The organism is Pseudoalteromonas sp. G4 (genome assembly GCF_028875915.1).
Taxonomy (GTDB): domain Bacteria; phylum Pseudomonadota; class Gammaproteobacteria; order Enterobacterales; family Alteromonadaceae; genus Pseudoalteromonas.
In genome coordinates this window covers 14,932-39,004 of sequence record NZ_JAPEHW010000012.1, presented here as the reverse complement: position 1 = coordinate 39,004, position 24,073 = coordinate 14,932, and the positions used below count along the sequence as shown (strand labels likewise).

The following is a 24,073-nucleotide window of genomic DNA, read 5'->3' as shown; positions in this document are numbered from 1 at the left end:
GGCATCGTAATTAGGTGGATAAAATGGATAGATTTAATCTGGTAATTGGTCATAACGACCCTGCATTCAAAGACATTATCTCAAAACAAATTGATAACTCGCTTTTTGCATTAAGTAATGTTGAATCTTGTTTTACGAAGTTAATAAAAGCCTGTAAAGAAACAAGCGCCAAAGTGCTCTTTATTCAACATGAGCTCATCAAAGAAAACGATTGGATTACATTACAATCGTTGGCAAGTTCAACTGAAATAGTACTGTTATCTAATAATCGAATTGATGCCGCTAAGGCATTTGAGTTTGATTTATTTGACTTTATATTGGAGCCTATTGCGAGCTCGCGTCTAGGCAAAACATTCGATAAATTATCGCGCTTGCTTTCCCCTGAGAAAAAGCAGTTTGACCTTGTGAGTTCATTAATGCAAAAGCTTACCCCAAATAAGCCAGATGATCGTCAAATTGTTCTAAAAGACGCTGGTCGCATTAAATTTTTAACACCTGATGAAATTTCATGGGTCGGCGGTGCTGGCAACTACGTTGAACTGCATTTAAGTGAAAACGAACGCACGATTCTTCATCGTCAAACATTGTCTTCAATGGAACAACAGCTATTGCCTTACGGGTTTATACGAATTCACCGCTCTGCAATTATTAAGAAGCAAGCTATTCGCGAAATACGCCCAACTGACAACGGTGACTATATTGTAACGCTTAAAAATGGGGCTAATCTCAACCTGTCTCGACGTTACAAACAAAATATGCACGAGTTAATTTGTTGACAAATTAACTCAATCACTTAGAGTAAAGATTAATCTACGAAAAGTGACGTAATTATGAATAAAAATAAACGCGTACCTACCAGTGCTGAGCTAAATATTTTAAATGTGCTTTGGCGTATTCAGCCTGCTACTGTACGAACGTTACATGAACATATCAGTGAAACGCAAAAAATTGGTTACACCACTGTTCTAAAAATGCTGCAAATTATGCATGAAAAAGGGCTTGTCACCCGTGATGAATCAACCCGAGCTCATGTTTATTCTGCAGCTAACTCTGTGGAGCAAACACAATCTTCTTTGCTGTCTGATATTGTCAATAAAGCATTTGGTGGTTCACGTTTTGACCTTGTTATGCGCGCACTTGGCGACAAAGCAAGTTCAGAAGAAATCAGTGAAATTCGTACTCTTTTAGACTCTCTTGAAAAAAATAATAAGTAAGCAAACACTATGGATATATTGCCCTCATTATTAGAAAGTGACCTTCTGCATTCTATTTCTCTAACTCTTTTACACTTTTTATGGCAAGGCTTAGCAATTGCTGGCATTCTTTTGTGTGTTAAAAAACTCACAAGCAATAAACACAGCGAACTTCGTTATTTAGTTTCGTTATTAAGTTTAACACTGTGCGTTATTGCCCCTACAATTACCTTCTTGCTTATATCACAACCTGAGCAGACAAGTTTCGCAACTCCCCCCCTTGCAAGTTCAAGCGTGATTTCCGTTGCAACTCAAGCTGATGTCATAGGTCAATTGTACCTATCCGATTTCACACCGCTGATTGCTGTCGCTTGGATGTGTGGTGTTGCCTTGCTAAGTGTGCGACTTGGCTGGCAAATGTTGCAAGTTCATAAATTGACTACAACTAACATCGTGCAGCCTTCAGATAAACTGGAACAGATCTTTAATCAACTTAAGCTGCAACTATCTGTTGCTAAACGCTCGCGCTTAGTTATTTCATTAACAGCACAAGTTCCTATGGCTATTGGTTGGATTAAACCTGTCGTACTTTTACCCGCGAATTTAGCGAGTGGACTTACTATTGCCCAACTAGAAATGTTAATGGCACATGAGCTTGCTCATATTAAGCGCTACGACTACTTGGTAAATTTGATTCAAACGTTTGTCGAATTAGTATTATTTTTCCACCCCGCAGTAAAGTGGATCTCAAAACAAATTCGTATTGAACGTGAATATTGTTGTGATGATATTGCGCTACATCATTGTGGTAATCATTTACACTATGCACGCGCGCTTACCGAAGCCGAAGTGCTGAGACAAAACATTCCAGAGCTTGCCATGGCGGCTACTGGCGGTGATCTGAAGTCACGTATTCACCGCGCAGTTGGTCAACATAGTTGTGCACCGCGTTATGGTAATCAGTGGCTTGCAGCTTTAGCTGCTGTACTTGTGATCCCAAGCATTTTCACTGCTTCAAAAGTAATTGCAATGACTCAAGCTGAGCCTATCAAGACAACCCCGCTTGAGAATCAACATGTAATGGTACTCGATGCAAAACCTGTTGAAACTAAAAAGGTCGAAGCATCAAAGCCGTTAATTATAAGTGCACAAGTTCCAAGCAATACCTTTTTAGATAGCAAAAATAATAAAACCGAATTGAAAGAAACTGTTTCTTCGCAGGTAACTCAATCTGCTTCAAACGAACTACCAGAACCTGAATCTGCCGACCCAATTGCACAAGCTGACATCGTAAATAAACAAACTGTTTACGAACAAGAAGAACCTATCGAAACACCAGAAATCGTTTCACTTGCCACTAAGGATGCTGTTAACACAGAAGTTGAATTTGTAGAGTACCAAGAGCTTGCTATTGAAACTCAAGATTCAAACGAAGAAACACAAACGTCAGTTAACTTAGAGATGACTAATGTGACTACACGTGCCTTTGAGCAATCACAGCCTGTAATTATTGAAGAGCAAGCAATAACACCATCTGAAATAACAGAAACAGAAGAGTTAACTAAGGCTGTTTCAACTCCTATTGAGAAAACAAAATTTGTCGAGGCAAAACTACTTGAGTCAGTAATGCCAGAGTACCCGAGAGTGTTTTCTAACTTACAAGGCCAAGAAGATATCTCTGTTACATTCACTGTTGATGTAAATGGTAAAATTACAGACATTGAATATCAATCTGGAGTGCCTAGAAGCTTTAAGCGTACAATTTCTAGAGCGTTACAAAAATGGCGTTTTGAACCTGCATTACAAGGTGATACAAAGGTTGAAACTAAAGTTAGCAAAGTCTTCAGTTTTAATGACCCAAGCCAATTCTTAAGACCTGTTACTGGAAGTAGAATTGCAAGAAGATATTGATAATACACTTCAAAATAATAATAAAAAGGCCATCATATGATGGCCTTTTTATTCATTAAAATTTTAATCTTTTAAATAATGCGGTCTTTATTCCAGCGACGCTCTTTTGCTAAACGCTGTTTACGTGCTTCGCACGGATCGTCACAGTCACATACCTTGTCTATACCCATTGCACCTAAACCACCACAGCTACTCGCCATTGATTTCTTTTGCACAATAACACCTACAGCCATTGCAAGTGCGATAATAACTAATAATCCAAATGTAAGAAAAAAGATAGACATAGTTGGCCCCTTAAAAAAGTGGTTCAATTATACGACTTAATAGTAAAAAATGTAATAAAGAATTGGTGAATAGTTGAGCCAAAGCAAGCTCTGAAAACACCTAGCATTAAAGAAGAAAAGTTGAGCAGTTTAAAAATCTAAACTACTCAACAGAAAAACAACTTATAGATATGGCTCAAACGCCTTACTTGCGAAAGTTACAAGACCTTCAGGAGTCTTACTAATTAAGTAAACAGGAAGGTTATGCTGCTCAGCATAGAGTTTAGCCTGCTCTGTCCCCATCACGGTGAGTGCTGTAGCAAGTCCATCAGCTGTCATTGCAGATGAATGTAGCACAGTAACCGAAACTAAATCTTGACGCACTGGCTTGCCTGTTTCAGGGTGAATTAAATGAGAATAATGCACACCATCAACATCATAAAAAATGCGATAATCGCCAGATGTTGCCATAGCAATATCATTTACTCTAATTAACTTATGAAACTCACGAGTGCCAGGTGCTGCATCTGGTTGTTCAATTGCCAACACCCAAGGAGAATGATTTGGTTTGTGGCCTGATGTTCTAATTTCACCGCCAATTTCAACCATATAATTAGTTAGCGAAAGCGAGTCTAAATATTCAGCTACCTTATCAATACCAAAACCTTTCGCTGTCGCAGAGTAACTAACTTCAAGTCCATCTACAGTCTTCATTAGGCCATTAGGTGTCAATTTTAGTTTATCAACACCAATACGCTGCTTTATTTCAGCAATTATTGCATCACTTGGAATCGTTTCAGGGCGATTATCAGGACCAAACCCCCACAAATCAATTAAAGGGCCCATAGTTACATCTAGCGTGCCCGTACTTACCCCTAAGCGAATAGACTCTGCGGTTACACGGCGAAAGTCTTCAGAAATAATAAAGTTCTGCCCGGCAGGCAAACGATTGAACTGATTAATTTCCGAATCAGGGATATACGTAGACATTGATTGATTAACGTCTTTCAATATCTTAGTAACATCACTAAATAAGCTTAGCTCAGTTACTTTTTCTTCAGGCACAAATACCTTAATTGTAAAGGTGGTACCCATTGTTTTTCCTTGAAGTAACACTTCTTGCATCTTTGATTGATTAGGAGCCTGATCACAAGCTGCCAATAAAAAGAGGAATAAGAAAAATACTGAGTAATAAAATCGTTTCATAAATTTTCAATCTTGCATAAAAAAGCTCCTAAACCATTATAGCTGATTTAGGAGCCTGAATCGTATCGTAAAAATTTATCTTTTTACGTAAAATTAACCACCGAAGTCATCAAGTAGGATGTTTTCATCTTCAACACCCAAGTCTTTCAGCATGTTAATTACTGCCGCGTTCATCATCGGCGGACCACACATGTAGTATTCACAGTCTTCCGGTGCTTCATGATCACGTAGATAGTTTTCATAAAGAACGTTATGGATAAAGCCTGTGTAACCTTCCCAGTTATCTTCTGGTTGTGGATCTGATAATGCACAATGCCATACGAAGTTATCATTCTCAGCCTGTAGGCCGTCGAAATCTTCAACGTAGAACATCTCACGCTTAGAACGCGCACCGTACCAGAAGCTCATCTTACGGTCAGATTTAAGACGCTTAAGTTGGTCGAAAATGTGTGAACGCATTGGTGCCATACCTGCACCACCACCTACGAATACCATCTCGGCATCAGTGTCTTTCGCAAAGAACTCACCGAATGGACCAGAAATAGTAACCTTGTCACCTTCTTTAAGTGACCAGATGTAAGATGACATCTTACCGCAAGGTAAGCTTAAATCACGCGGTGGCGGCGTAGCGATACGCACGTTAAGCATGATAATGCCTTCTTCTTCTGGGTAGTTAGCCATTGAATATGCACGGATAGTCTCTTCGTCAACTTTAGACTCAAGCGCAAAGAAGCCAAAGTGCTCCCAATCACCACGATACTCTTCTGGAATATCATAGTCTGCATATTTAACGTGGTGAGCTGGCGCTTCAATCTGGATGTAACCACCTGCACGGAAAGGTACAGATTCGCCATCAGGAATTGCAAGCTTAAGCTCTTTGATGAACGTTGCTTTGTTATCGTTAGAGATAACTGTACATTCCCACTTTTTAACACCGAAAATTGACTCTTCTAGTTCAATTTCCATGTCGCCTTTAACAGCAACCTGACATGCTAAACGACAACCTTCACGCGCTTCACCTTTCGTAATGTGGTCAAGCTCAGTTGGTAGAATATCACCACCACCTGAATGAACGTCTACGCGACACTGGCCACAAGAGCCACCGCCACCACAAGCTGAAGATACGAAGATACCCGCATCAGCAAGTGCGCCTAACAACTTAGAGCCAGGCTGAGTAACGATCGCTTTTTCAGGATCGCCATTAATTCCAATTGTTACGTTGCCGCTTGGTACTAGCTTAGATTTAGCTGCAATAATCACTAAAACTAACACTACAACAATAGCGACGAACATGCTTACGCCTAATACAACAGTTTCCATCGTATAGTTTCCTCGCTACCTTAAAGTGAAATACCAGAGAATGACATAAAGCCAAGACCCATTAGACCTACAGTGATAAAGGTAATACCTAAACCACGTAAACCATCAGGAATATCAGCATACTTCATCTTCTCACGGATACCTGCTAATGCAACAATCGCAAGCGCCCAACCCACACCAGAACCAATACCAAATACCACTGATTCTGTGAAGTTGTAGTTACGCTCAACCATGAATGCTACTGCACCAAAAATCGCACAGTTAACAGTGATAAGTGGTAAGAAGATACCCAGCGCGTTGTATAGCGGCGGGAAGAACTTATCAAGTGCCATTTCAAGGATTTGCACAAGTGCTGCGATAACACCGATGAATGTTAGGAACTTAAGGAAGCTTAAGTCAGCTTCAGGGTAACCTAACCACTCAAGTGCACCTGGTGCAAGCAAGTTGTGGTAAACCAAGTTGTTTACTGGTACTGCAACACCTAATACGAAGATTACAGCAACACCAAGACCTAAAGAGGTAGTAACTTTCTTTGATACCGCTAGGAATGTACACATACCTAGGAAGAAAGAAAGCCGCTTTGATAAATAGATTAATATAATGTTCCATCTCTTACCTCTTATGCTTTCTCTACTTGGTCTTTCTTATAAGTACGAAGTACCCAAATGAATAAACCAATGATGAAGAAAGAACTTGGTGGAAGAATTAGAAGACCCATTGGCTGATAGAAACCACCCTCAGAAACTAACGGTAAGATTTCAACATCAAACAGTGTACCTTTACCGAATAGCTCACGAATGAAGCCTACTGTAAGTAGTACTACTGAGTAACCAAGACCATTACCAATACCATCTAGGAAAGACATCATTGGTGGTGACTTCATTGCATATGCTTCCGCGCGGCCCATTACGATACAGTTTGTAATAATTAGACCAACGAATACTGAAAGCTCTTTCGCAGTTGCATAAACAAACGCTTGTAGCGTTTGGTCAACAACGATTACTAACGATGCAATAATCGTCATCTGTACGATAATACGTACACTTGATGGAATGTGGTTACGGATCATCGAGATGAATAAGCTCGAGAAAGCCGTTACTAATGTCAATGCGATTGACATGATAAGCGCATTTTTAAGGCTTGAAGTAACTGCTAGTGCAGAACAAATACCCAGTACTTGAAGTGCAATTGGGTTGTTCGCAAAAACAGGACCAAATAAGACTTCTTTCATTTCTTTTGAATTAGCCATTAGTTCAATGCTCCTTCACGTACTTTCGCAAGGAATGGACCAAACGCTTTATCGCTTGTCCAGAACTTGAATGTGTTATCAACACCAACCGAAGTAAGCGTTGCACCAGATAAACCATCCACTTTATGCACATTGTTACCTGCTGTACCTTTTACAATATCAACTGGTAATTGCTTGTCTTCCCAAGTCGCTGTCCACTTCGGGTTTTGGATTTCACCACCAAGACCTGGAGTTTCATTGTGCTTGTAGAAGTTAATCGCTTTAACTGTTTTAGTATCAGTATCTAACGCTAGGAAACCATACATAATACCCCAAAGGCCGTAACCTTGAACTGGTAGAATAATAGTTTCAACTTTACCGCTGTCATTTTTTGCAAAATAAACTGGCGATTCAGTCGTCATACGCTGAACACCAGCTAAATCGTTTGCTTTTTCAAGTTTAAAGCTACGTTTAGCATCGAACTTAGTCATTTCAAAATCAAACTTATCGATTTCGTTATCAACATCTAATCCAGATAGCGACTTGTCTGTAACAAATTCACCTGATTCAAGATTAACTAAACGCGCTTCAATGTTGGCATTGAATGTTTCCGACACATTTTTAACGTCAGTAAAACCAGCTGCAGCTAGAATATTACGCTGAACGTCTTGTGTTTTGTTTGCTTGCTGTAGAGGACGAAGTTGAACAGCTGCCATAGATACAACAACCGCACATACTAAACATAGGCCAACTACAACACCAAGTGTTTTACCGATAGATTCGTTATTACTAGCCACGAGCCAATCTCCTCTTGATGTTCGACTGAACTACAAAGTGGTCGAATAACGGCGCAAACAAGTTAGCAAATAGAATCGCTAGCATCATACCTTCTGGGTATGCAGGGTTTACTACACGGATTAAAACAACCATTACACCAATAAGAATACCGTATGCCCACTTACCTTTATCTGTGAAAGATGCAGAAACTGGGTCGGTCGCCATGAAGAACATACCAAATGCGAAACCACCTAGTACAAGGTGCCAATGCCAAGGCATTGCAAACATGTTATTCGTTTCAGAACCGATACCATTTAGTAGGAATGACGTAGCAACCATACCAGCAAACACACCTAGTACGATGCGCCATGAAGCGATACGGAAATAGATTAGTGCTAAACCACCAATCATAAGCGCTAGCGTTGATGTCTCACCCACAGAACCTTGAATAAAGCCGTAGAATGCATTTAACCATAGTTCCATGTTGTTGTAGTCGATGCTACCAACAACAGCTTGACCTAGGTAAGTTGCACCTGAGAAACCATCTACCGCAGTCCACACAGTATCACCTGAGATTTGTGCTGGATATGCAAAGAATAAGAACGCACGACCCGCTAATGCCGGGTTTAAGAAGTTACGGCCTGTACCACCAAATACTTCTTTCGCCATTACTACACCAAAGGTAATACCTAGTGCTACCTGCCAAAGCGGAATTGTCGCAGGCAAGATAAGAGCGAATAGTACTGATGTTACGAAGAAGCCTTCGTTAACTTCGTGTTTACGTACTGATGCAAATAGTACTTCCCAGAAACCACCTACTGCAAACACAGTTGCGTAGATTGGTAGGAAGAAACAGGCACCATAGAACATTTTCGCGCCCCAACCAGAAGTAGCGGTTAAATCACCACCAAAAAGTTGGAATAACGCAACCTGCCATGAATCACCTAAAGCAAAACCATTAGCAAGCGCGATTGACGCTTGATGACCAATGTTAAACATACCAAAGAACATAGCTGGGAATGTTGCCATCCATACTAAGATCATAATACGTTTAAGGTCGATATTATCACGTACGTGAGAGCCAGCTTTTGTTACATGACCCGGTGTGTAGAAAATAGTAGCTGCAGCTTCATATAGCGCATACCATTTTTCGTGTTTACCACCTGGTTCAAAATGCGGCTCGATATCTTCAAGAAACTTCTTTAAGCCCATGGGATTAACCTTCCTTCTCAATAGTAGTCAGGCGTTCACGAAGGATTGGACCATACTCGTATTTACCTGGACAAACGAAGGTACATAGCGCTAAATCTTCTTCATCTAGCTCAAGTGCACCTAGCGAAATCGCACCATCTAAATCACCCGCGATTAAATCACGCAGTAATAAAGTAGGAAGGATATCTAAAGGCATAATGCGCTCATAGTTACCAATTGGCACCATAGAACGGCTTGAGCCACCTGTTGATGTCGTCATTTTAAATAAACGACTAGGCGCTAAATGCGATAGGAAAGTACGTGTTACAGAGAACTTCTTCGAACCTGGAGCAATCCAACCGAATAATTCTTTCTCACGACCTTCTAACAATGCAGTGATCTGAGTGTGGTAACGACCTAAGAAAGCATGAGGGCCGCTTGCCGTTGTACCCGAAAGTACAGAACCAGAAATCACACGGTTTTCGCCATCTTCTAACTCACCTGCAACGATGTCATCTGTAGATGCACCTAGTTGAGTCTTAATTAAACGTGGGTTTTTAACTGTAGGACCAGCTAAAGACACAACACGATCAGTGAAGATTTCACCTGTTAGGAATAGCTTACCGAATGCAATCACATCCTGGTAACCTAAGTGCCATACTTGCTTGTTAGCAGAAACAGCATCTAAGAAGTGAATGTGAGTACCAACTAGACCTGCAGGGTGCTTACCACCAAACTCATGTACTTCTACTTGAGCTACAGATGAAGAAGGAACTGTTGCACCAGGCGCTTTACAAACAAACACTTTACCGTCAGTTAAGCGAGAAACAACCGCAAGGCCTGCTTCAAATGCTTCAGCTTGCTCAGCAATAACAATCGCTGGATCCGCTGCTAATGGGTTAGTGTCAATTGCAGTAACAAAAATCGAGCTTGGCGTTGCATCCAAAGCTGGAACTTTGCTAAATGGACGGGTACGAAGCGCCGGCCATTGACCTGATTCAACCAGTACTTCTTGCACTTTTGCACGGTCAAGGTTCGCTAGCTCACCTGCCGAGAAAGACGCAAACGTCACTTGCTCACTGCCGTTAACTTCAATAACAACAGATTGCAAAACACGCTTAGCACCGCGGTTGATTTCTTTAACAACACCAGAGGCTGGTGCAGTATATTTAACGCCAGGAGTCTTTTTGTCTTCAAAAAGAACTTGGCCTTTTTTGACTTGGTCATCCACACGAACATGCATGGTAGGACGCATACCAATAAATTCTTCACCTAGCACAGCGACTCGTTTAACGGCAGAACCGTCATGAATCACCTGCGAAGGTGCGCCTTCAATTGGCAAGTCCAGACCTTTTTTTATGTTGATCATACGCACTTGCATTACATTAATGAAAAGAAACTGAAAAATCTAACCATGTACCACCAAACATTCACAAAAGTGCAAATATTAGGCAATACAATCGAATCTATACATATTCCCCGAATTTTAACATTAATTCGGTTGACTATGCGAGTCTAAATTGAAATTTATGCTTACAAATTAAAGCCTAAAATTTGTACTTTACAAGTATCTAAACGCACTAATCTTCTGGGTCGATCACCAATCTGAGGAAATCAATTAGCCAAAAGTGTTACGTGAGAAATTTTCAGCAGGGAAAAGATGAACAGAATTGAGAATTAAGAGTCCAGAATATCGGCGCTCTACAACACCAACCTTCTGAACTCTAAATAAGAGAGTCTGAGTTTTACACTAACTCGATATCTGCAACTGGGTTTACATCAGCGTCATAATCTACGCTATCAATACCAAAACCGAATAGTTTTAAAAACTCATTGTGATAGCTTACGTAATCCGTAAGTTCGTCAATTGAATCGCTATCTACAGTATCCCAAATAGTTTGTACGCGTGCTTGAACGTCATCTTCCAATTCTTTGTAATTTTGGAATAAATGGCCGCCTTCGTCAAAACGTGGGTTATCACCGTAAAGGTTTTCACGGAATAAGCCATTGATCTGCTCAATTGTACCTTCGTAAGTGCCATCTTCTTTCATTACTTTGAAAAGACCAGAAATGTAAAGTGGCATAATTGGAATTGCAGAGCTCGCTTGCGTTACAACAGCATTTAGTGAAGAAACATACGCTTCACCATTTAGGCTCGCTGTTTTATCTTTAATTGCTGCGGCTGCACGATCTAAGTCTTCTTTTGCTTTACCAATTGTTGCATGACCGTAAATTGGCCATGTTAATTCTTTACCAATATAGGTATAAGCAGATGTTTTAAAACCATCAGCAAGAACGTCAGCCTGTTGTAGCGCATCAAGCCACATTTCCCAGTCTTCACCGCCCATTACTTTTACAGTATTTGCGATTTCTTCTTCGTTTGCTGCTTCAACCGTCACTTCATCAATAACACGCTTAGAAGTATTTAAGTTTTTGGTTGTTACAGAGTTACCAATTGGCTTAAGTACTGATGAATAGGTTTCACCCGTATTAGGATCGGTACGACGCGGCGACGCTAAGCTGTAAATTATAAGGTCTACTTTGCCAAGCTCTTCTTTAATGGTTGCAATCGTTTTTTCTTTTAATTCATTAGAAAATGCATCGCCATTAATATTTTTTGACCAAAGACCTGCCGCCTCAGCTTCAGCCTGAAACGCAGCAGTGTTATACCAACCCGCTGAGCCTGTTTTTTTCTCTGTACCTTCTTTTTCAAAAAAGATACCTAACGTCTTCGCACCAGCACCAAATGCAGCTGTAATACGAGATGCAAGGCCGTAACCTGTTGATGCACCGATCACAAGTACATTTTTAGGACCATTTTCTAACTGCCCTTGTGACTTCACATATTCAATCTGTTCTTTTACATGAGCAGCACAGCCAACTGGGTGTGCATTTGTACAAATAAAACCACGAATTTTAGGCTTGATAACCATAAGTTAATTCCACTTTTACCTAATAAAATCTTTTAAAATTGTTGCTAGTTTAAAGCAAAGCACTGATAAACAGGTCTGATCAGCAAATAATTTTCATAAAAAAGGGGCTTACGCCCCCTAACATCTTATCTTGTTATCGATTCGAATAATATTCCATTTCCGAAATCTGATGATAGGCTTTCACCTGTTGTAAGAATTCAGAGTAAGAGCGCCACACTTTGGCAACCGCTTCATCATTGCGCGCTTGCTCGCTAATAACTTCCATAGTGGCTGCTTTTAGCGCCTGCATTACTTCTGGCGAGAATTTACGCAGCTTCACATTGTGCTTGTTTTTCAGCTGATCAAGCGCTGTGTTGTTGCGTGCAGTGTATTCATCAAGCATATCCTGATTAGCAGTTCGCATCGCTGAGGTCACAATAGCTTGCAAATCACTTGGTAATGAAGCAAACGCCTCTTTGTTAATTAAAAACTCTAAATTTGCGCCTGGCTCGTGCCAGCCAGAATAGTAATAAAACTCTGCTGCTTTATTTAAGCCAAATGCTAAGTCGTTGTATGGACCAACCCATTCAGTCGCATCAATAGCACCAGTTTGCAGCGCAGTGAAGATCTCTCCGCCAGTAAGCGATAATGGCACGCCACCGAGTTTTTCCAGCACTTCACCACCTAAACCTGGAATACGCATTTTTAGGCCTTTTAAATCCTCAACGCTATTTACTTCTTTTTTAAACCAGCCAGCCATTTGCACACCAGTATTACCACCAGCCGCAGGAATTAAGTTATAAGGAGCATAAAGCTCTTTCCATAACTCCATACCACCACCGTGGTGCAGCCAACCGTTAACTTCTTGCGCGTTCATACCAAATGGGATTGCCGTAAAGAATTGCGCCGCAGGAATTTTTCCTTTCCAATAATAAGCAGCACTATGACCCATCTCAGCTGTACCACTTGAAACCGTATCAAAGACCTCAAAACCCGGTACTAACTCGCCCGCGCCATAGACTTTAATTTTTAAGCGGCCATTACTCATCGCTTCTACATTTTCTGCGAAACGTTCAGGAGCGGTACCTAGACCTGGATAATTCTTTGGCCAACTGGTCACTAGCTTCCATTTAAAGCTTTGTTGTACTTCTGCTGTATTTGTTGTTGCATTACTTTTTTGTTGTTCTTGACCACAACCACTTAAACCAATTGCCAAGGCAATCGAAGTGATTAATGTACTGAGTTTTTTCATGCTTCCTCCGTGCGTTCCATTGCAATAATTTTATGCATAAAGCTGACTAGGTAACCAAGTTACTAAACTTGGATACGCTGCCATTAACGCCAATAAAATCAATTGAATAATAATAAAAGGTATCACGCCTTTGTAAATTTGCGAGGTTAACACCGATTTTGGTGCAACACCGCGTAAATAAAACAGTGCAAAGCCAAAAGGCGGGGTTAAAAATGAGGTTTGTAGATTTACAGCAATCATAATGCCAAGCCAGATTGGATCAGCCCCCATCATTAATAAAATCGGCGCAACGATTGGCACAACTACAAAGGTGATTTCAATAAAATCCAAAATAAAGCCAAGTAAAAACATCACCAACATTACAACAAACATCGCGCCAAATAAGCCACCGGGTAATGCTTCAAACATTTCAGCAATCAGTTCTTCGCCGCCAAATCCTCTAAAAACCAGTGAAAACAGTGATGCACCGATTAAAATCATAAACACCATGGCGGTGACTTTGGTGGTGCTTTGCATTACCGCGTTTAGATTTGTGAGGTTAAACTGCTTTTGCCAAATAGCTAACATAATTGCACCAAATGCCCCCACTCCAGCTGCTTCTGTTGGTGTAGCAATACCAAATAAAATGGAGCCAAGTACAATAAAAATCAGCATAAGTGGCGGCACAAGCGCTACAAATAGCGATACTTGCTTACGCTTTTTAATATGCTCAATATCTTCATCAAGTAAAGCTGGAACTTGCTCAGGTTTAACTATCGCAACAAACACTGAGTACAGAATATAAAGCCCCACTAAAATCATGCCGGGGATCACAGCACCTGCGAACAAATCCCCTACACTGACATTTTCAGGTGAGAAAATCCCCATATTAAGTTGTGCTTGCTGATAGCTACTCGATAAAACATCACCTAACAATACCAGGGCAATTGAAGGTGGAATAATCTGACCAAGCGTGCCCGTTGCAGTGATAATACCGCAGCTATATTGCTCGCTATATCCGCGCTTTAACATCGTCGGTAGTGCCAATAGACCCATAGTTACAACGGTTGCACCCACAATGCCTGTACTTGCAGCGAGTAACATTCCAACTAAGGTTACCGCTATGCCCATGCCCGCTTTGCGTTTACCCATAACCACGGCCATGGCATCCAGCAGATTTTCAGCAACTTTCGATTTTTCCAGCATCACCCCCATAAATACAAATAACGGCACGGCAATTAAGGTGCTATTAGTGACTATGCCAAATAAGCGATTTGGTAGAGCGTGTAAAAACGCGCCATCAAAAATACCAAAAAGGCTGCCAATTCCGGCAAAGATAAGTGCAGTACCGGCAAGTGAAAATGCCACAGGAAAGCCTAATAATAAGACCAAACACACACACACAAAGAGAAGAATAGCCATGTATTCCATTAGCTTTCTCCCTTTTTAAGCAGCACATTTAAACTTTTACAAAGCTCACTCACACTTTGTATCAGTAATAAAATACTCATCGCTGGAATTAAGCTTTTAAGAAGATAGACAAAAGGTAAACCGCCAGCCTCTTGAGACTGCTCTTTAATTTGCCAAGACACAGCGACATAATCAAAACTCACTAGCAAAATAAAAATAGCCACAGGCCAAAGCAAAATTAAATGACCAAGTAGATTCACTAGGGCTTTTTTGAAGGGGGAAAAACGACGGTAAAACACATCAACACGCACATGTTCGTCATGTTTAAGTGCATAACTACAGCCAAGCATAAACAAATAAGCATGGAGATAAAGAACAGATTCTTGCAGTGCAATCCAGCCAAGGCTAAAACCATAGCGTAAAAGCACAATGGCAAACATTAATATCACCATAGCAAAACTAAACCAAGCAATACTGCGCCCGATAAATTCAATAAAATTATCGAGCTTATTGGCTATTTTAAGTAAGTTTGACGAAGGCGAATTGGAACTGACTGCATCCATGTTAATTATTGTTATCGTTTCAAAAGGGAAAATGTAACACTTAATTAACAGGGTTAAAAGTCCAACCTGTTGAGCATACACGGCTGGACACAAGCATATTAATAGTATTTTTTAGTTACATATCAAATTTAGAGCCGCCTAAACATTTTGGCGAATTGGGAATGTCAGCATTTTGCCACTGAGTCGGAGTGTAAGTATGAATTGCTAACGCATGGATATGATTTGCTAATTCATCCGCCAATACGTCATTGATCATACGATGACATTGCAGTAGACGCTTACCTTCAAAATCATTGCTGACAAGAATCACCTTAAAATGAGATTCAGTGCCACGGCTGTGCATATGGCTTTCATTAATTACCTCTAGGTGATCATACGTAAACGCATTTTTCAGTTTTGATTCGATTTGCTCTAACATCGACATAAGTGTGCCTCTTAAATATTTTTCGCCATTATACGCCACAAACATTGCGAAACGTCAGGTTTATTCGTCCATCAACAACCCGTTTTTGCACGGGTAATGAATGTTGATAATTCTCCTGACTACGTCCGGTCATTAACAAACAACTACCATTAGCAAGCGGTAAGTCAGTTACTTGTTTTGTGCTATTTTCTCGTATCTTAAACTTTCGTACAGCACCAATTGAAATCGACGCAATAATTGGTGAGAAATCCAGTTCGGCTTCATCATCAGCATGCCAACCCATTTTATCTTCACCACTGCGATACCAATTAAGTAACACAGCATTAAATTGTGTACCAAACCAATTATTTAAGGTGTTTTTTAAATTAAGCACACTGGCATGCCAAGGTTCTGGTAAAAACAACTGGTTAGAATAGCGATATCCAGTGCCTTTATCCCCCATATAAATTTGCTTGCGGGGAATGGTATGCGCTTTATTAAATATGGTTAATGTTGGTTGCTGCCAATTGAGTGATAGCAATTGTTGATATAGCGCATTGGCTTTGGGCTCAGCAATAAAGTGCTCAAAATAGTAAAAATCTGGCAATACGCACTTTGCCTTTTTTATTCGCTCAATGCTGTTAGGATCATTCCAAGCCATGATAAACTATGCACCTTTACAACTAAATTAATAACGTCGTTATGTCGCAATACCCTTCAGACCAGCAGGTAAATGAAATCGCACAGCTTGGCGAAAAAACCTTTACTCTTTCTCGCTTTCCGCTAAAACAAAAAAATGCGAGCCTTCAAGCATGGGACGCTGCAGACGAATATTTAGTTAATTATATTGAAGAACACCATCAGGTCACAAGTAACACAAAAGTACTTGTTATAAATGATGGGTTTGGCGCGCTCGCTTGTGCATTTAATAATGCATATATTTACCACTTGAATGATTCTTTTGTAGCTGAACAAGCCGCGCAATACAACTTAGAGCAAAATCAGCTTGATAGCGACAATACCGTTTTTCTAAAAAGTTTAGACACTCTGCCAAACGACATTGATTTGGTGCTGATAAAAGTACCAAAAAACGCAGGCTATCTAACTTTTTTACTCAGCCAATTAAGCAAAGTTTTATGCCAAGACACGCCAATTATTGCAGCGGGTAAAGTAAAAGACATTCACTCTTCGACAATTCAATTATTTGAGCGTTTTTCTGGGCCAACAACAACCTCATTAGCGGTAAAAAAAGCCCGTTTAATTTTAACTAAGCAACATAATAAAGCCCAAGATTGTAAATTCCCTGTAGTTTGGCCATTGGAAAAATCATCTTTCACTATTACGAATCACGCGAATGTATTTAGCCGTGACTCGCTAGATATTGGTGCTCGCTTTTTTATTAATTACTTACCTCAAGGCAATAAAAAACAGCGTATCGTCGATTTAGGCTGTGGTAATGGTGTAATTGGATTAACAACTCTTGACCGCTGCCCTAACGCACTTGTGACCTTTGTTGATGAATCAGCTATGGCGGTTGCTTCAGCTAAGCACAATGTCACAACAAATCTGCCAGAACAGCTAGAAAACTGCACTTTTTTACACAATGACTGTCTGACAGGCGTAGAAAGTAACAGTGCCGATTTGATTTTATGTAATCCACCATTTCACCAACAACAAGCCGTTACAGACCATATTGCGTGGCAAATGTTTGTTGATAGCTTCCGCTGTTTACGTGAAGGTGGCGAATTACGTATTGTTGGCAACCGTCATTTAAATTACCATGAAAAGTTAAAACGCCTATTTGGTGGCTACAAACTATTAGGCTCAAATAAGAAATTTGTCGTTTTAAGCGCTAAAAAGAGAGCATTATAACTATGAACTCAAAACATAAAATTACCCTATTCGCCATTACTCTCGGATTAATGTCTGGCTGTAGCTCAACTTCACAGCAATTTATTTTCAGCCCAAATTACACGCAAACACACCAAAAATCAGCACAACAAGATGTGAGCTTATCAGTCAATGATAAACGTGCCAGCTTTACTACGGTAACTATCAAAAACAGCGATGGCACAAAGGCACTTGCCGATAAGTACATTGCAGATTCGATTAAGCCAGCCATTGAGCAAGCATTAGCACAGGTTGGCGCTAACAACAGTGGCATGGGCAAAGCGCTCGACGTTAATATTCAGCAACTTAATACCATCATTAATCAGCAATTGCACAAGCATACTACCACCACAAAAGCTGAGTTAGAGGTTGTGATTGAAACGACCGAGCATCGCTTTGCAAAACGCTACAAAGGCAACAAACAGAGTGAAGCACCACTTGGCTATGATAAAGCCAAAATAGAGCAGCAAGTAAATCGCTTACTTGAAGAAATGATTACTCGTATTGTAACCGACCCTGAATTTATTAACGCAATCAACCGCTAGGAGTAAAGGTTAATGAAATATTTAGTATCACTATTGATTGCGCTAACAAGTTTTGTCAGTAGCGCCAACCTTGTTAAAAAAGGCGAATTTGTTCAAAAAGATAACGCTTACCCAATGGTCAAACTCACTACCACTATGGGTGATATTGTAGTTGAACTTGATCGCCGAAAAGCACCTATCACAGTAAATAACTTTTTAGGTTATGTGGTAGATGGGGGTTACGAAGATACCGTTTTCCATCGTGTTGAACATGATGCCGAACAAGAGCGCGACTTTGTTATTCAAGGTGGTGGCTATGATAAAAAATACGATGGCGCTTATATGGGTCCTGAAATTCCCAACGAAAGCGGTAACGGTCTTAAAAATGACATGTATACCATCGCGATGGCTTACCAAGACCGTAAACCACATTCAGCCACTCGCCAATTCTTTTTTAATATGAATGACAATGACCATTTAAACCCTGGTCGTGAATGGGGTTTTGCAGTATTTGGTTATGTTACTGAAGGTACTGAAACCCTTGATAAAATAATGCGTGTAGAAACAGGATGCCACGATAAACTTGGCTGGTGTTTTGTTCCAAAAGAACCCGTAGTTATCTTAAAAGCGCAAGTACTTGAACCAGCTCAATAAACACGTAATTTAATAATAAGAATAACAGGTTAAACATAACAACTATGGTTACAGTGTCAGAGTATCTTGGCTATTTTAAAGACCGCCGATTAATCAATATTTTTGCCTTTGGTATTACCAGTGGATTTCCTTGGGTATTAATCGGCTCAGTTATGTCTGCCTGGCTGAAAGATGAAGGCCTTTCACGCTCAATGATTGGCCTTTTTGGTATTGTATTTGTTTGTTATAGCGTTAACTTTTTGTGGTCACCTTTAGTCGACCGCGTAAAACTCCCTTTGTTACACAAACAGCTCGGTCAACGCCGTAGTTGGATTTTACTAAGCCAAGTATGCATCTTGTTTGCAACGCTGTGGCTAAGCCAAGTAAATATCCAGAATCAGCTGTATTCTGTGGCACTGTGCTGCTTTGTTATTGCGCTGGCAGGGGCAACGCAAGATATTGCTATCGATGCTTTTCGTATTGATACGCTCGATGAAAATGAAACCCACAAAACCACAGCGGCCGCCACAATGGCAACTTCTGGTTGGTGGACAGGCTATGCATTATTAGGTGCTTTGCCATTTTACATTGCTGACTTACCCGATTGGCAATGGACACAAGTTTACTTGGTTTTAGCCCTGGTTATGTTGACGTTGATGTTAGGTGTATTTTTAGCAAAAGAACCCAAGTCCAATCGTGAATACGTACATAAAGCATTGGAAGCAGAATTTATTCAAAACGATTCGTCTCTAGTTAAACGCGTTGGTGCTTGGCTTTGGGTGACAGTTGCTGCACCAATCAGTTCATTCTTCAATCGCAACGGTGTTAAAACTGCCCTTGCCCTGCTGGCGTTTATTTTTCTTTTTAAAATTGGTGAGGCCTTTTTAGGGCGTATGTCGATTGTATTTTACAAAGAAGTTGGTTTTTCTAATTCTCAAATTGCCACTTATTCAAAACTTGGCACCGGCTTAATTACGATAATTTTTGCCTTTCTTGGCAGTTTATTTAACTCACGCTATGGCATTGTGAAAGGCTTATTTATTAGTGGCATTGCTATGGCTGCATCGAATCTGATGTTCTCATTAATAGCCATGGTCGGGCCAAAAGAAAGCCTCTATGCAATGGCTATTTTGGTGGATGGTTTTACCCAAGCTTGGTCACTGGTTGCTATGGTCGCGTTTATTTCAATGCTATGTGATCGTGCCTTTAGTGCTACGCATTATGCATTATTAGCATCACTTGGTAATTTAGGTAGAACGTTATTGTCGGGTTCTTCAGGGTATCTGGTCGATTTTCTTGAGGGTAATTGGGCGCTGTTTTTCTTAATTACAGCCTTGATGGTGATACCATCATTGATATTTTTATATTTGATAAAAGATCGCTTAATGGCATTAGAAGCTGACTTCTATAAAAAGCAATAATGCATCCATGCATCATTAAAAATCTATTTTATTGAAGTGAATGATTATTCACTTTTTAAAATAGTTAAGCCTTCAATTGGGTCAATTTCAAGCGCTTGGCAGTAACGAATAAATTCAACTACGTCTAATCGACGCTCTTGATTTTCAATTTTACCAACAAATGAATGCGGTGTACCAAGTACCTGTGCAAGGCTGCGCATAGTGTGGCCTTTCTCTTGGCGTTTGACTTTAAGCCATTGTGTTAGGCGCGAATTCTCTTCAGATGCAACAGTTTTCCCCATCATGATTACTTCTCCTATTGATGATTGGAAATACTTTTTCTATCTACCAAACAAAACCACACTTAGAATATTGATTAAAATATACAATATCTAGTATAAATTTTAGTTAAGGCATTCTACCTATTTTGAGTAATTGCCCTATAAAGTTTGCGGTTAATCCACAAAGAATAGCGACTAAATGCAAAAAACAGAAATATTTAATATAAGTAATTATTAAAAGTGCATAAAAATTTAGTATTATTATTTTTCTTTATAACCCTTATTAACTAGCTCTTAGTAAGCAACAATTTCCCCCCACTGGCACCATTGAGTTTTTTGCTATACCCTATTAAAACAATAACTAAGTATTCATCTATATGATTAGACTGTTTTTTATACTCCCTATTCTATTGTGCTTTGCGTGGTATTACTTTTTAAAAGTGAACAACATCCCTTTAAAACAAGGTAAGAAAGGGTTTTTCTATATTTTGGCCTTAAGTTGCGTGATTTTAGGCTTCTTTACCTTAATGCTACATATCACAAAAACGAACTGACAAAAAAAGAGCATCAAATGATGCTCTTTTTTAGTTATGTGCTTTTTTACTTAACCAAATTAGCTTGCTAGTTTGTGTTCCACAATTTCAGCTTCGTGGTATTTAACAGGCTTTTTTCGAAGTGCTAATAAACAAGGTGTTAAAACCAAAGTAAGCACGGTAGCAAACGCAAGACCTCCTGCAACGGCAGTTGAGAGTTGTACCCACCATTGCGTTGATGGTGCACCAAATGCAATCTCACGGTTAAATAAGTCAATATTTACCTGAAGCACCATAGGCATTAAACCCAAAATAGTGGTTACTGTTGTAAGCAATACAGGCCTTAAGCGCTGTGCCCCTGTACGAAGTATTGCTTCATGTTGTGCCATGCCTTGCTTGCGAAGTACATTATAGGTATCAATTAATACAATGTTATTGTTCACCACAATTCCCGCAAGCGAAATAACACCGATACCTGACATCACAATACCAAACGGTTGCTGCAAGACGATTAATCCTAAGAACACGCCTACGGTTGAGAAAAGCACCGCACTTAAAATAAGCATGGCTTGATAGAAGCTATTAAATTGCGTTACCAAGATTATGCCCATCACAAATAACGCAACTAAGAAGGCTTTTTCTAAGAACACCATAGATTCATCTTGTTCTTCATTTTCGCCACGCACTTTAAGTTTTACACGCGGATCTAAGCCTTGTGCTTCTAACTGCGCTTGCAAACGAGGCAGCGCCTTGGAAAGCTGCTCTCCCGCTTTAACATCTGCATTTACCGTTACAACACGATGGCTATCAACACGGTTAATGGTATCCACTTTTTGTACCGCTTTACGCTCTATAAAGTGAGTAATTGGCACTTGGCCGTGCTGAGTTTTCACTCGCAGCGTTTCAAGTCTGCCTAAATCACGTTTATCTGCTGGAAAGCGAACGCGAATATCAATTTCATCGTCCACATCATCAGGGCGGTATTCACCAAGCTTAAGGCCATTTGTCACCATTTGAACATTGGCACCAAGCATGGTTGCATCCGCACCAAAACGCGCAGCATCTGCACGGTTAAGTTTCAATTGCCACTCAATGCCTGGTTTTGAGCCTGAGTCATCCACATTAATAAACGCACCATCATTTTCTATCGCATTACGAATTCGACGCGCTTCTTCATTAAGTGCATCGGGGAATTTAGAACTGAGTTCAATTGATAAATCTTTACCACCACCTGGACCGTTCTCATCCTTGCGAATTTCAATTTCGACGCCAGCTAAATCTGATGTATTGCCAAGAACTTCCTCGATAATTTGATCAGCAGGACGACGTTTATCCCAGTCTTTTAGATTCATGCGAAGTGAACCTACAATGTCCTTGCCACCAGAGCGGGAGTAAAGCGTTTTAATACCTTCGACAGGTAAAATGCGTTGCTCAATATCTTTCATGATTTGGTCTTTTTCATAAATCGACAAATCACCGTAACTACGCACTTTTAAGTTAATACCATTGGGTTCAACATCAGGGAAAAACTCTACACCAAGACCAGACATACCGTAGCCAAAAAACACTAAAATTGAAAAGCCGATAGCAGCAAACAAGCTTAGAAGTGGACGTTTTATTGCGCTATCCAATAGACGAACATAACGCCCAGTTACACCCTCTAATTCTGTTAAGTTACCCTCTTCCGAACGTAATAAGTTTTTCTTTTGTTCATCCGTAAGCGGACGTACTTTACCAATCAAACTACCAATGGTCGGAACAAATACAAGCGCCATGAGTAAGGATGCTGATAAAGTGGCAATTAGGGTAATCGGTAAGTATTTCATAAACTCACCCATCATCCCTGGCCAAAAAATTAACGGTGCAAATGCAGCTAAGGTAGTAGCAGTTGACGCAATAATTGGCCACGCCATGCGTTTTGCCGCAACCGAATAGGCTTTTTTACGCGGCATGCCTTCGCTCATCATGCGATCTGCAAATTCACTCACTACGATGGCACCATCAACCAGCATGCCCACAGCCATAATTAAAGCAAAAAGCACAACGATGTTGACGGTTAAGCCAAAAATCGCAATCACTAAAATACCCGTTAAGAAAGAGCCTGGAATTGCTACACCCACTAAAAACGCCGAGCGTGTGCCAAGAATCGCAATAATCACAATCACCACTAAAAGCACGGCAGAAAGTACATTATTTTGTAAATCAGAAAGCATGTCTTTTACGTCTTTACTCATATCACCGGTGTAAGTCACCTTAATATGATTCGGCCAAATGACTTTGCTTTCTTCTACTTTGGCTTTTACTTGATCAACTGTGTCGATAATATTTTCACCAGCACGTTTTTTAACTTCCAGTGATACGGCTTGTTGACCATTAATACGAGCAATTGAGTTTGGATCTTTATAAGAACGTCTAATTTGCGCTACATCCATAAAGCGCACTACTTTATCGCCCGATACTTTAACCGGTTGTTCCATAACATCTTGAATGGTTTCAAAAACAGAGGGGATTTTTACCGCAAAACGGCCTTTACCTGTATCTAATGTACCGGCAGCAACTAGGCGGTTATTATTTGTCAGTAAGCTATAAATATCACTTTGGTCAAGACCATACGACTCCATCAAAAGTGGGTCGACAACAATCTCAACCATATCTTCACGCTCACCACCAATTTCCACTTCAAGTACGCTCGAAATAGATTCAAGTTCGTCTTTTAAATTACGTGCAATGGTCAGTAATCCGCGCTCTGGAATATCGCCCGATAGCGTTAAAGTAATCGTTGGTTGCTGATCTTCCATCAGTACTTCATGTACTTCAGGCTCTTCCGTTTCTGAAGGCAGCTTGGCTTTTGCCAACGACACTTTATCGCGCACATCGGCAAGTGCCTCTTTCGGATCTGTACCGGCAAAAAATTCAAGCGTTACAGACGCATGTCCTTCACTTGCCACCGCGGTCATTTCCTTCACACCTTCAATAGCTCGTAGCTCGATTTCCATTGGACGAACCAACAGGCGCTCGGCATCTTCAGGCGAAATACCATCGTGCACTATCGACACATAAATAAACGGAATGGTTACATCTGGGTTTGCTTCTTTTGGAATATTTTTATAAGTCACCCAGCCAGAAATAATTAACAATATAAAAATTGATAATACTGTACGGGTGCGACTTAATGAGGCATCAATCAGGGTACGCATAGATAAC

At 40.3% G+C, this 24,073-nt stretch carries 22 protein-coding genes and 1 pseudogene; 7 read left to right on the top strand and 16 right to left on the bottom strand.

All coding sequences use genetic code 11. The features are described 5' to 3' along the window. Positions 1 to 23 precede the first annotated feature (23 nt). The 3 genes from ON073_RS06275 to ON073_RS06265 are packed head-to-tail and all read left to right on the top strand — an operon-like array spanning position 24 to position 3,104. The gene (locus ON073_RS06275) at positions 24 to 776 is read left to right on the top strand and encodes a LytR/AlgR family response regulator transcription factor (RefSeq protein ID WP_274761014.1); all 753 of its coding nucleotides are present in this window, start codon (positions 24 to 26) and stop codon (positions 774 to 776) included. 54 nt (positions 777 to 830) lie between these two features. Beyond that, the gene (locus tag ON073_RS06270) at positions 831 to 1,214 is read left to right on the top strand and encodes a BlaI/MecI/CopY family transcriptional regulator (RefSeq protein ID WP_274761013.1); all 384 of its coding nucleotides are present in this window, start codon (positions 831 to 833) and stop codon (positions 1,212 to 1,214) included. Positions 1,215 to 1,223: 9 nt separating this feature from the next. Then, entirely contained in the window at positions 1,224 to 3,104 is a 1,881-nt protein-coding gene (locus tag ON073_RS06265; RefSeq protein WP_274761012.1) for a M56 family metallopeptidase, read from the top strand. 71 nt (positions 3,105 to 3,175) lie between these two features. Here the strand turns inward: ON073_RS06265 and nqrM are convergent, their stop codons facing one another. The 14 genes and pseudogenes from nqrM to ON073_RS06195 form a co-directional block, all read right to left on the bottom strand. Further along, entirely contained in the window at positions 3,176 to 3,388 is a 213-nt protein-coding gene (gene nqrM / locus ON073_RS06260; protein WP_010561776.1) for a (Na+)-NQR maturation NqrM, read from the bottom strand. 162 nt (positions 3,389 to 3,550) lie between these two features. Further along, positions 3,551 to 4,573 (bottom strand): FAD:protein FMN transferase, encoded by a 1,023-nt coding sequence (locus ON073_RS06255; RefSeq protein ID WP_274761011.1) that lies wholly within the window; start codon positions 4,571 to 4,573, stop codon positions 3,551 to 3,553. Positions 4,574 to 4,666: 93 nt separating this feature from the next. Next, a complete protein-coding gene (gene nqrF, locus ON073_RS06250; protein WP_274761010.1) occupies positions 4,667 to 5,893 on the bottom strand; it encodes an NADH:ubiquinone reductase (Na(+)-transporting) subunit F in 1,227 nt (408 codons plus the stop codon). Between the two features lie 20 nt (positions 5,894 to 5,913). Beyond that, positions 5,914 to 6,502 (bottom strand): annotated as a pseudogene (gene nqrE / locus ON073_RS06245) (NADH:ubiquinone reductase (Na(+)-transporting) subunit E). Positions 6,503 to 6,512: 10 nt separating this feature from the next. Then, entirely contained in the window at positions 6,513 to 7,142 is a 630-nt protein-coding gene (locus ON073_RS06240; RefSeq protein WP_054980658.1) for an NADH:ubiquinone reductase (Na(+)-transporting) subunit D, read from the bottom strand. After that, positions 7,142 to 7,918 carry a Na(+)-translocating NADH-quinone reductase subunit C gene (locus ON073_RS06235; RefSeq protein WP_274761008.1) on the bottom strand — a complete coding sequence of 259 codons (777 nt, stop codon included), beginning with the start codon at positions 7,916 to 7,918 and terminating at the stop codon, positions 7,142 to 7,144. The genes ON073_RS06240 and ON073_RS06235 overlap by 1 nt, the downstream gene beginning before the upstream one ends. Next, on the bottom strand, positions 7,911 to 9,110 hold the full coding sequence (locus ON073_RS06230; RefSeq protein WP_274761007.1) for an NADH:ubiquinone reductase (Na(+)-transporting) subunit B: 1,200 nt from the start codon (positions 9,108 to 9,110) through the stop codon (positions 7,911 to 7,913). Before ON073_RS06230 ends, ON073_RS06235 begins: the two co-directional genes overlap by 8 nt. A 4-nt stretch (positions 9,111 to 9,114) precedes the next feature. Then, on the bottom strand, positions 9,115 to 10,458 hold the full coding sequence (locus ON073_RS06225; protein ID WP_274761006.1) for a Na(+)-translocating NADH-quinone reductase subunit A: 1,344 nt from the start codon (positions 10,456 to 10,458) through the stop codon (positions 9,115 to 9,117). 376 nt (positions 10,459 to 10,834) lie between these two features. Continuing rightward, a complete protein-coding gene (fabV, locus tag ON073_RS06220; RefSeq protein ID WP_274761005.1) occupies positions 10,835 to 12,022 on the bottom strand; it encodes an enoyl-ACP reductase FabV in 1,188 nt (395 codons plus the stop codon). A gap of 133 nt (positions 12,023 to 12,155) precedes the next feature. Further along, entirely contained in the window at positions 12,156 to 13,253 is a 1,098-nt protein-coding gene (locus ON073_RS06215) for a TRAP transporter substrate-binding protein (protein WP_274761004.1), read from the bottom strand. 30 nt (positions 13,254 to 13,283) lie between these two features. After that, positions 13,284 to 14,663 (bottom strand): TRAP transporter large permease, encoded by a 1,380-nt coding sequence (locus ON073_RS06210; protein WP_274761003.1) that lies wholly within the window; start codon positions 14,661 to 14,663, stop codon positions 13,284 to 13,286. Next, the gene (locus ON073_RS06205) at positions 14,663 to 15,205 is read right to left on the bottom strand and encodes a TRAP transporter small permease subunit (RefSeq protein WP_274761002.1); all 543 of its coding nucleotides are present in this window, start codon (positions 15,203 to 15,205) and stop codon (positions 14,663 to 14,665) included. Before ON073_RS06205 ends, ON073_RS06210 begins: the two co-directional genes overlap by 1 nt. Positions 15,206 to 15,320: 115 nt before the next feature. Next, positions 15,321 to 15,629: a BolA family protein gene (locus tag ON073_RS06200; protein ID WP_274761001.1), complete on the bottom strand. Its 309-nt coding sequence runs from the start codon at positions 15,627 to 15,629 to the stop codon at positions 15,321 to 15,323. 28 nt (positions 15,630 to 15,657) lie between these two features. After that, positions 15,658 to 16,269 (bottom strand): alpha-ketoglutarate-dependent dioxygenase AlkB family protein, encoded by a 612-nt coding sequence (locus ON073_RS06195; RefSeq protein ID WP_274761000.1) that lies wholly within the window; start codon positions 16,267 to 16,269, stop codon positions 15,658 to 15,660. 41 nt (positions 16,270 to 16,310) lie between these two features. Between ON073_RS06195 and ON073_RS06190 the strand changes: the two genes are divergently transcribed. Genes ON073_RS06190 through ON073_RS06175 form a run of 4 tightly spaced genes read left to right on the top strand, consistent with a single transcriptional unit; the run spans position 16,311 to position 20,076 of the window. Continuing rightward, on the top strand, positions 16,311 to 17,480 hold the full coding sequence (locus tag ON073_RS06190) for a methyltransferase (protein WP_274760999.1): 1,170 nt from the start codon (positions 16,311 to 16,313) through the stop codon (positions 17,478 to 17,480). Between the two features lie 2 nt (positions 17,481 to 17,482). Then, entirely contained in the window at positions 17,483 to 18,043 is a 561-nt protein-coding gene (locus ON073_RS06185) for a YajG family lipoprotein (protein ID WP_274760998.1), read from the top strand. A gap of 12 nt (positions 18,044 to 18,055) precedes the next feature. Next, positions 18,056 to 18,676, top strand: a complete 621-nt coding sequence (locus ON073_RS06180; RefSeq protein WP_274760997.1) for a peptidylprolyl isomerase — start codon at positions 18,056 to 18,058, stop codon at positions 18,674 to 18,676. Between the two features lie 35 nt (positions 18,677 to 18,711). Beyond that, positions 18,712 to 20,076 carry an AmpG family muropeptide MFS transporter gene (locus ON073_RS06175; RefSeq protein ID WP_274761043.1) on the top strand — a complete coding sequence of 455 codons (1,365 nt, stop codon included), beginning with the start codon at positions 18,712 to 18,714 and terminating at the stop codon, positions 20,074 to 20,076. A gap of 44 nt (positions 20,077 to 20,120) precedes the next feature. Here the strand turns inward: ON073_RS06175 and ON073_RS06170 are convergent, their stop codons facing one another. Continuing rightward, positions 20,121 to 20,360: a helix-turn-helix domain-containing protein gene (locus tag ON073_RS06170; RefSeq protein ID WP_038642742.1), complete on the bottom strand. Its 240-nt coding sequence runs from the start codon at positions 20,358 to 20,360 to the stop codon at positions 20,121 to 20,123. Positions 20,361 to 20,949: 589 nt separating this feature from the next. Then, positions 20,950 to 24,066: an efflux RND transporter permease subunit gene (locus ON073_RS06165; RefSeq protein ID WP_274760996.1), complete on the bottom strand. Its 3,117-nt coding sequence runs from the start codon at positions 24,064 to 24,066 to the stop codon at positions 20,950 to 20,952. Positions 24,067 to 24,073 lie beyond the last annotated feature (7 nt).

Excerpts from the sequence above, each read along its gene's own strand:
- ON073_RS06270 (WP_274761013.1), top strand. The coding sequence starts at position 831 with ATGAATAAAAATAAACGCGTACCTACCAGTGCTGAGCTAAATATTTTA.
- ON073_RS06200 (WP_274761001.1), bottom strand. The coding sequence starts at position 15,629 with ATGTCGATGTTAGAGCAAATCGAATCAAAACTGAAAAATGCGTTTACG.
- ON073_RS06265 (WP_274761012.1), top strand. The coding sequence starts at position 1,224 with ATGGATATATTGCCCTCATTATTAGAAAGTGACCTTCTGCATTCTATT.
- ON073_RS06195 (WP_274761000.1), bottom strand. The coding sequence starts at position 16,269 with ATGGCTTGGAATGATCCTAACAGCATTGAGCGAATAAAAAAGGCAAAG.
- ON073_RS06215 (WP_274761004.1), bottom strand. The coding sequence starts at position 13,253 with ATGAAAAAACTCAGTACATTAATCACTTCGATTGCCTTGGCAATTGGT.
- nqrF (WP_274761010.1), bottom strand. The coding sequence starts at position 5,893 with ATGGAAACTGTTGTATTAGGCGTAAGCATGTTCGTCGCTATTGTTGTA.
- ON073_RS06205 (WP_274761002.1), bottom strand. The coding sequence starts at position 15,205 with ATGGATGCAGTCAGTTCCAATTCGCCTTCGTCAAACTTACTTAAAATA.
- ON073_RS06225 (WP_274761006.1), bottom strand. The coding sequence starts at position 10,458 with ATGATCAACATAAAAAAAGGTCTGGACTTGCCAATTGAAGGCGCACCT.
- ON073_RS06165 (WP_274760996.1), bottom strand. The coding sequence starts at position 24,066 with ATGCGTACCCTGATTGATGCCTCATTAAGTCGCACCCGTACAGTATTA.
- ON073_RS06180 (WP_274760997.1), top strand. The coding sequence starts at position 18,056 with ATGAAATATTTAGTATCACTATTGATTGCGCTAACAAGTTTTGTCAGT.
- ON073_RS06210 (WP_274761003.1), bottom strand. The coding sequence starts at position 14,663 with ATGGAATACATGGCTATTCTTCTCTTTGTGTGTGTGTGTTTGGTCTTA.
- ON073_RS06240 (WP_054980658.1), bottom strand. The coding sequence starts at position 7,142 with ATGGCTAATTCAAAAGAAATGAAAGAAGTCTTATTTGGTCCTGTTTTT.
- ON073_RS06185 (WP_274760998.1), top strand. The coding sequence starts at position 17,483 with ATGAACTCAAAACATAAAATTACCCTATTCGCCATTACTCTCGGATTA.
- nqrM (WP_010561776.1), bottom strand. The coding sequence starts at position 3,388 with ATGTCTATCTTTTTTCTTACATTTGGATTATTAGTTATTATCGCACTT.
- ON073_RS06190 (WP_274760999.1), top strand. The coding sequence starts at position 16,311 with ATGTCGCAATACCCTTCAGACCAGCAGGTAAATGAAATCGCACAGCTT.
- ON073_RS06230 (WP_274761007.1), bottom strand. The coding sequence starts at position 9,110 with ATGGGCTTAAAGAAGTTTCTTGAAGATATCGAGCCGCATTTTGAACCA.
- ON073_RS06255 (WP_274761011.1), bottom strand. The coding sequence starts at position 4,573 with ATGAAACGATTTTATTACTCAGTATTTTTCTTATTCCTCTTTTTATTG.
- ON073_RS06170 (WP_038642742.1), bottom strand. The coding sequence starts at position 20,360 with ATGATGGGGAAAACTGTTGCATCTGAAGAGAATTCGCGCCTAACACAA.
- ON073_RS06275 (WP_274761014.1), top strand. The coding sequence starts at position 24 with ATGGATAGATTTAATCTGGTAATTGGTCATAACGACCCTGCATTCAAA.
- fabV (WP_274761005.1), bottom strand. The coding sequence starts at position 12,022 with ATGGTTATCAAGCCTAAAATTCGTGGTTTTATTTGTACAAATGCACAC.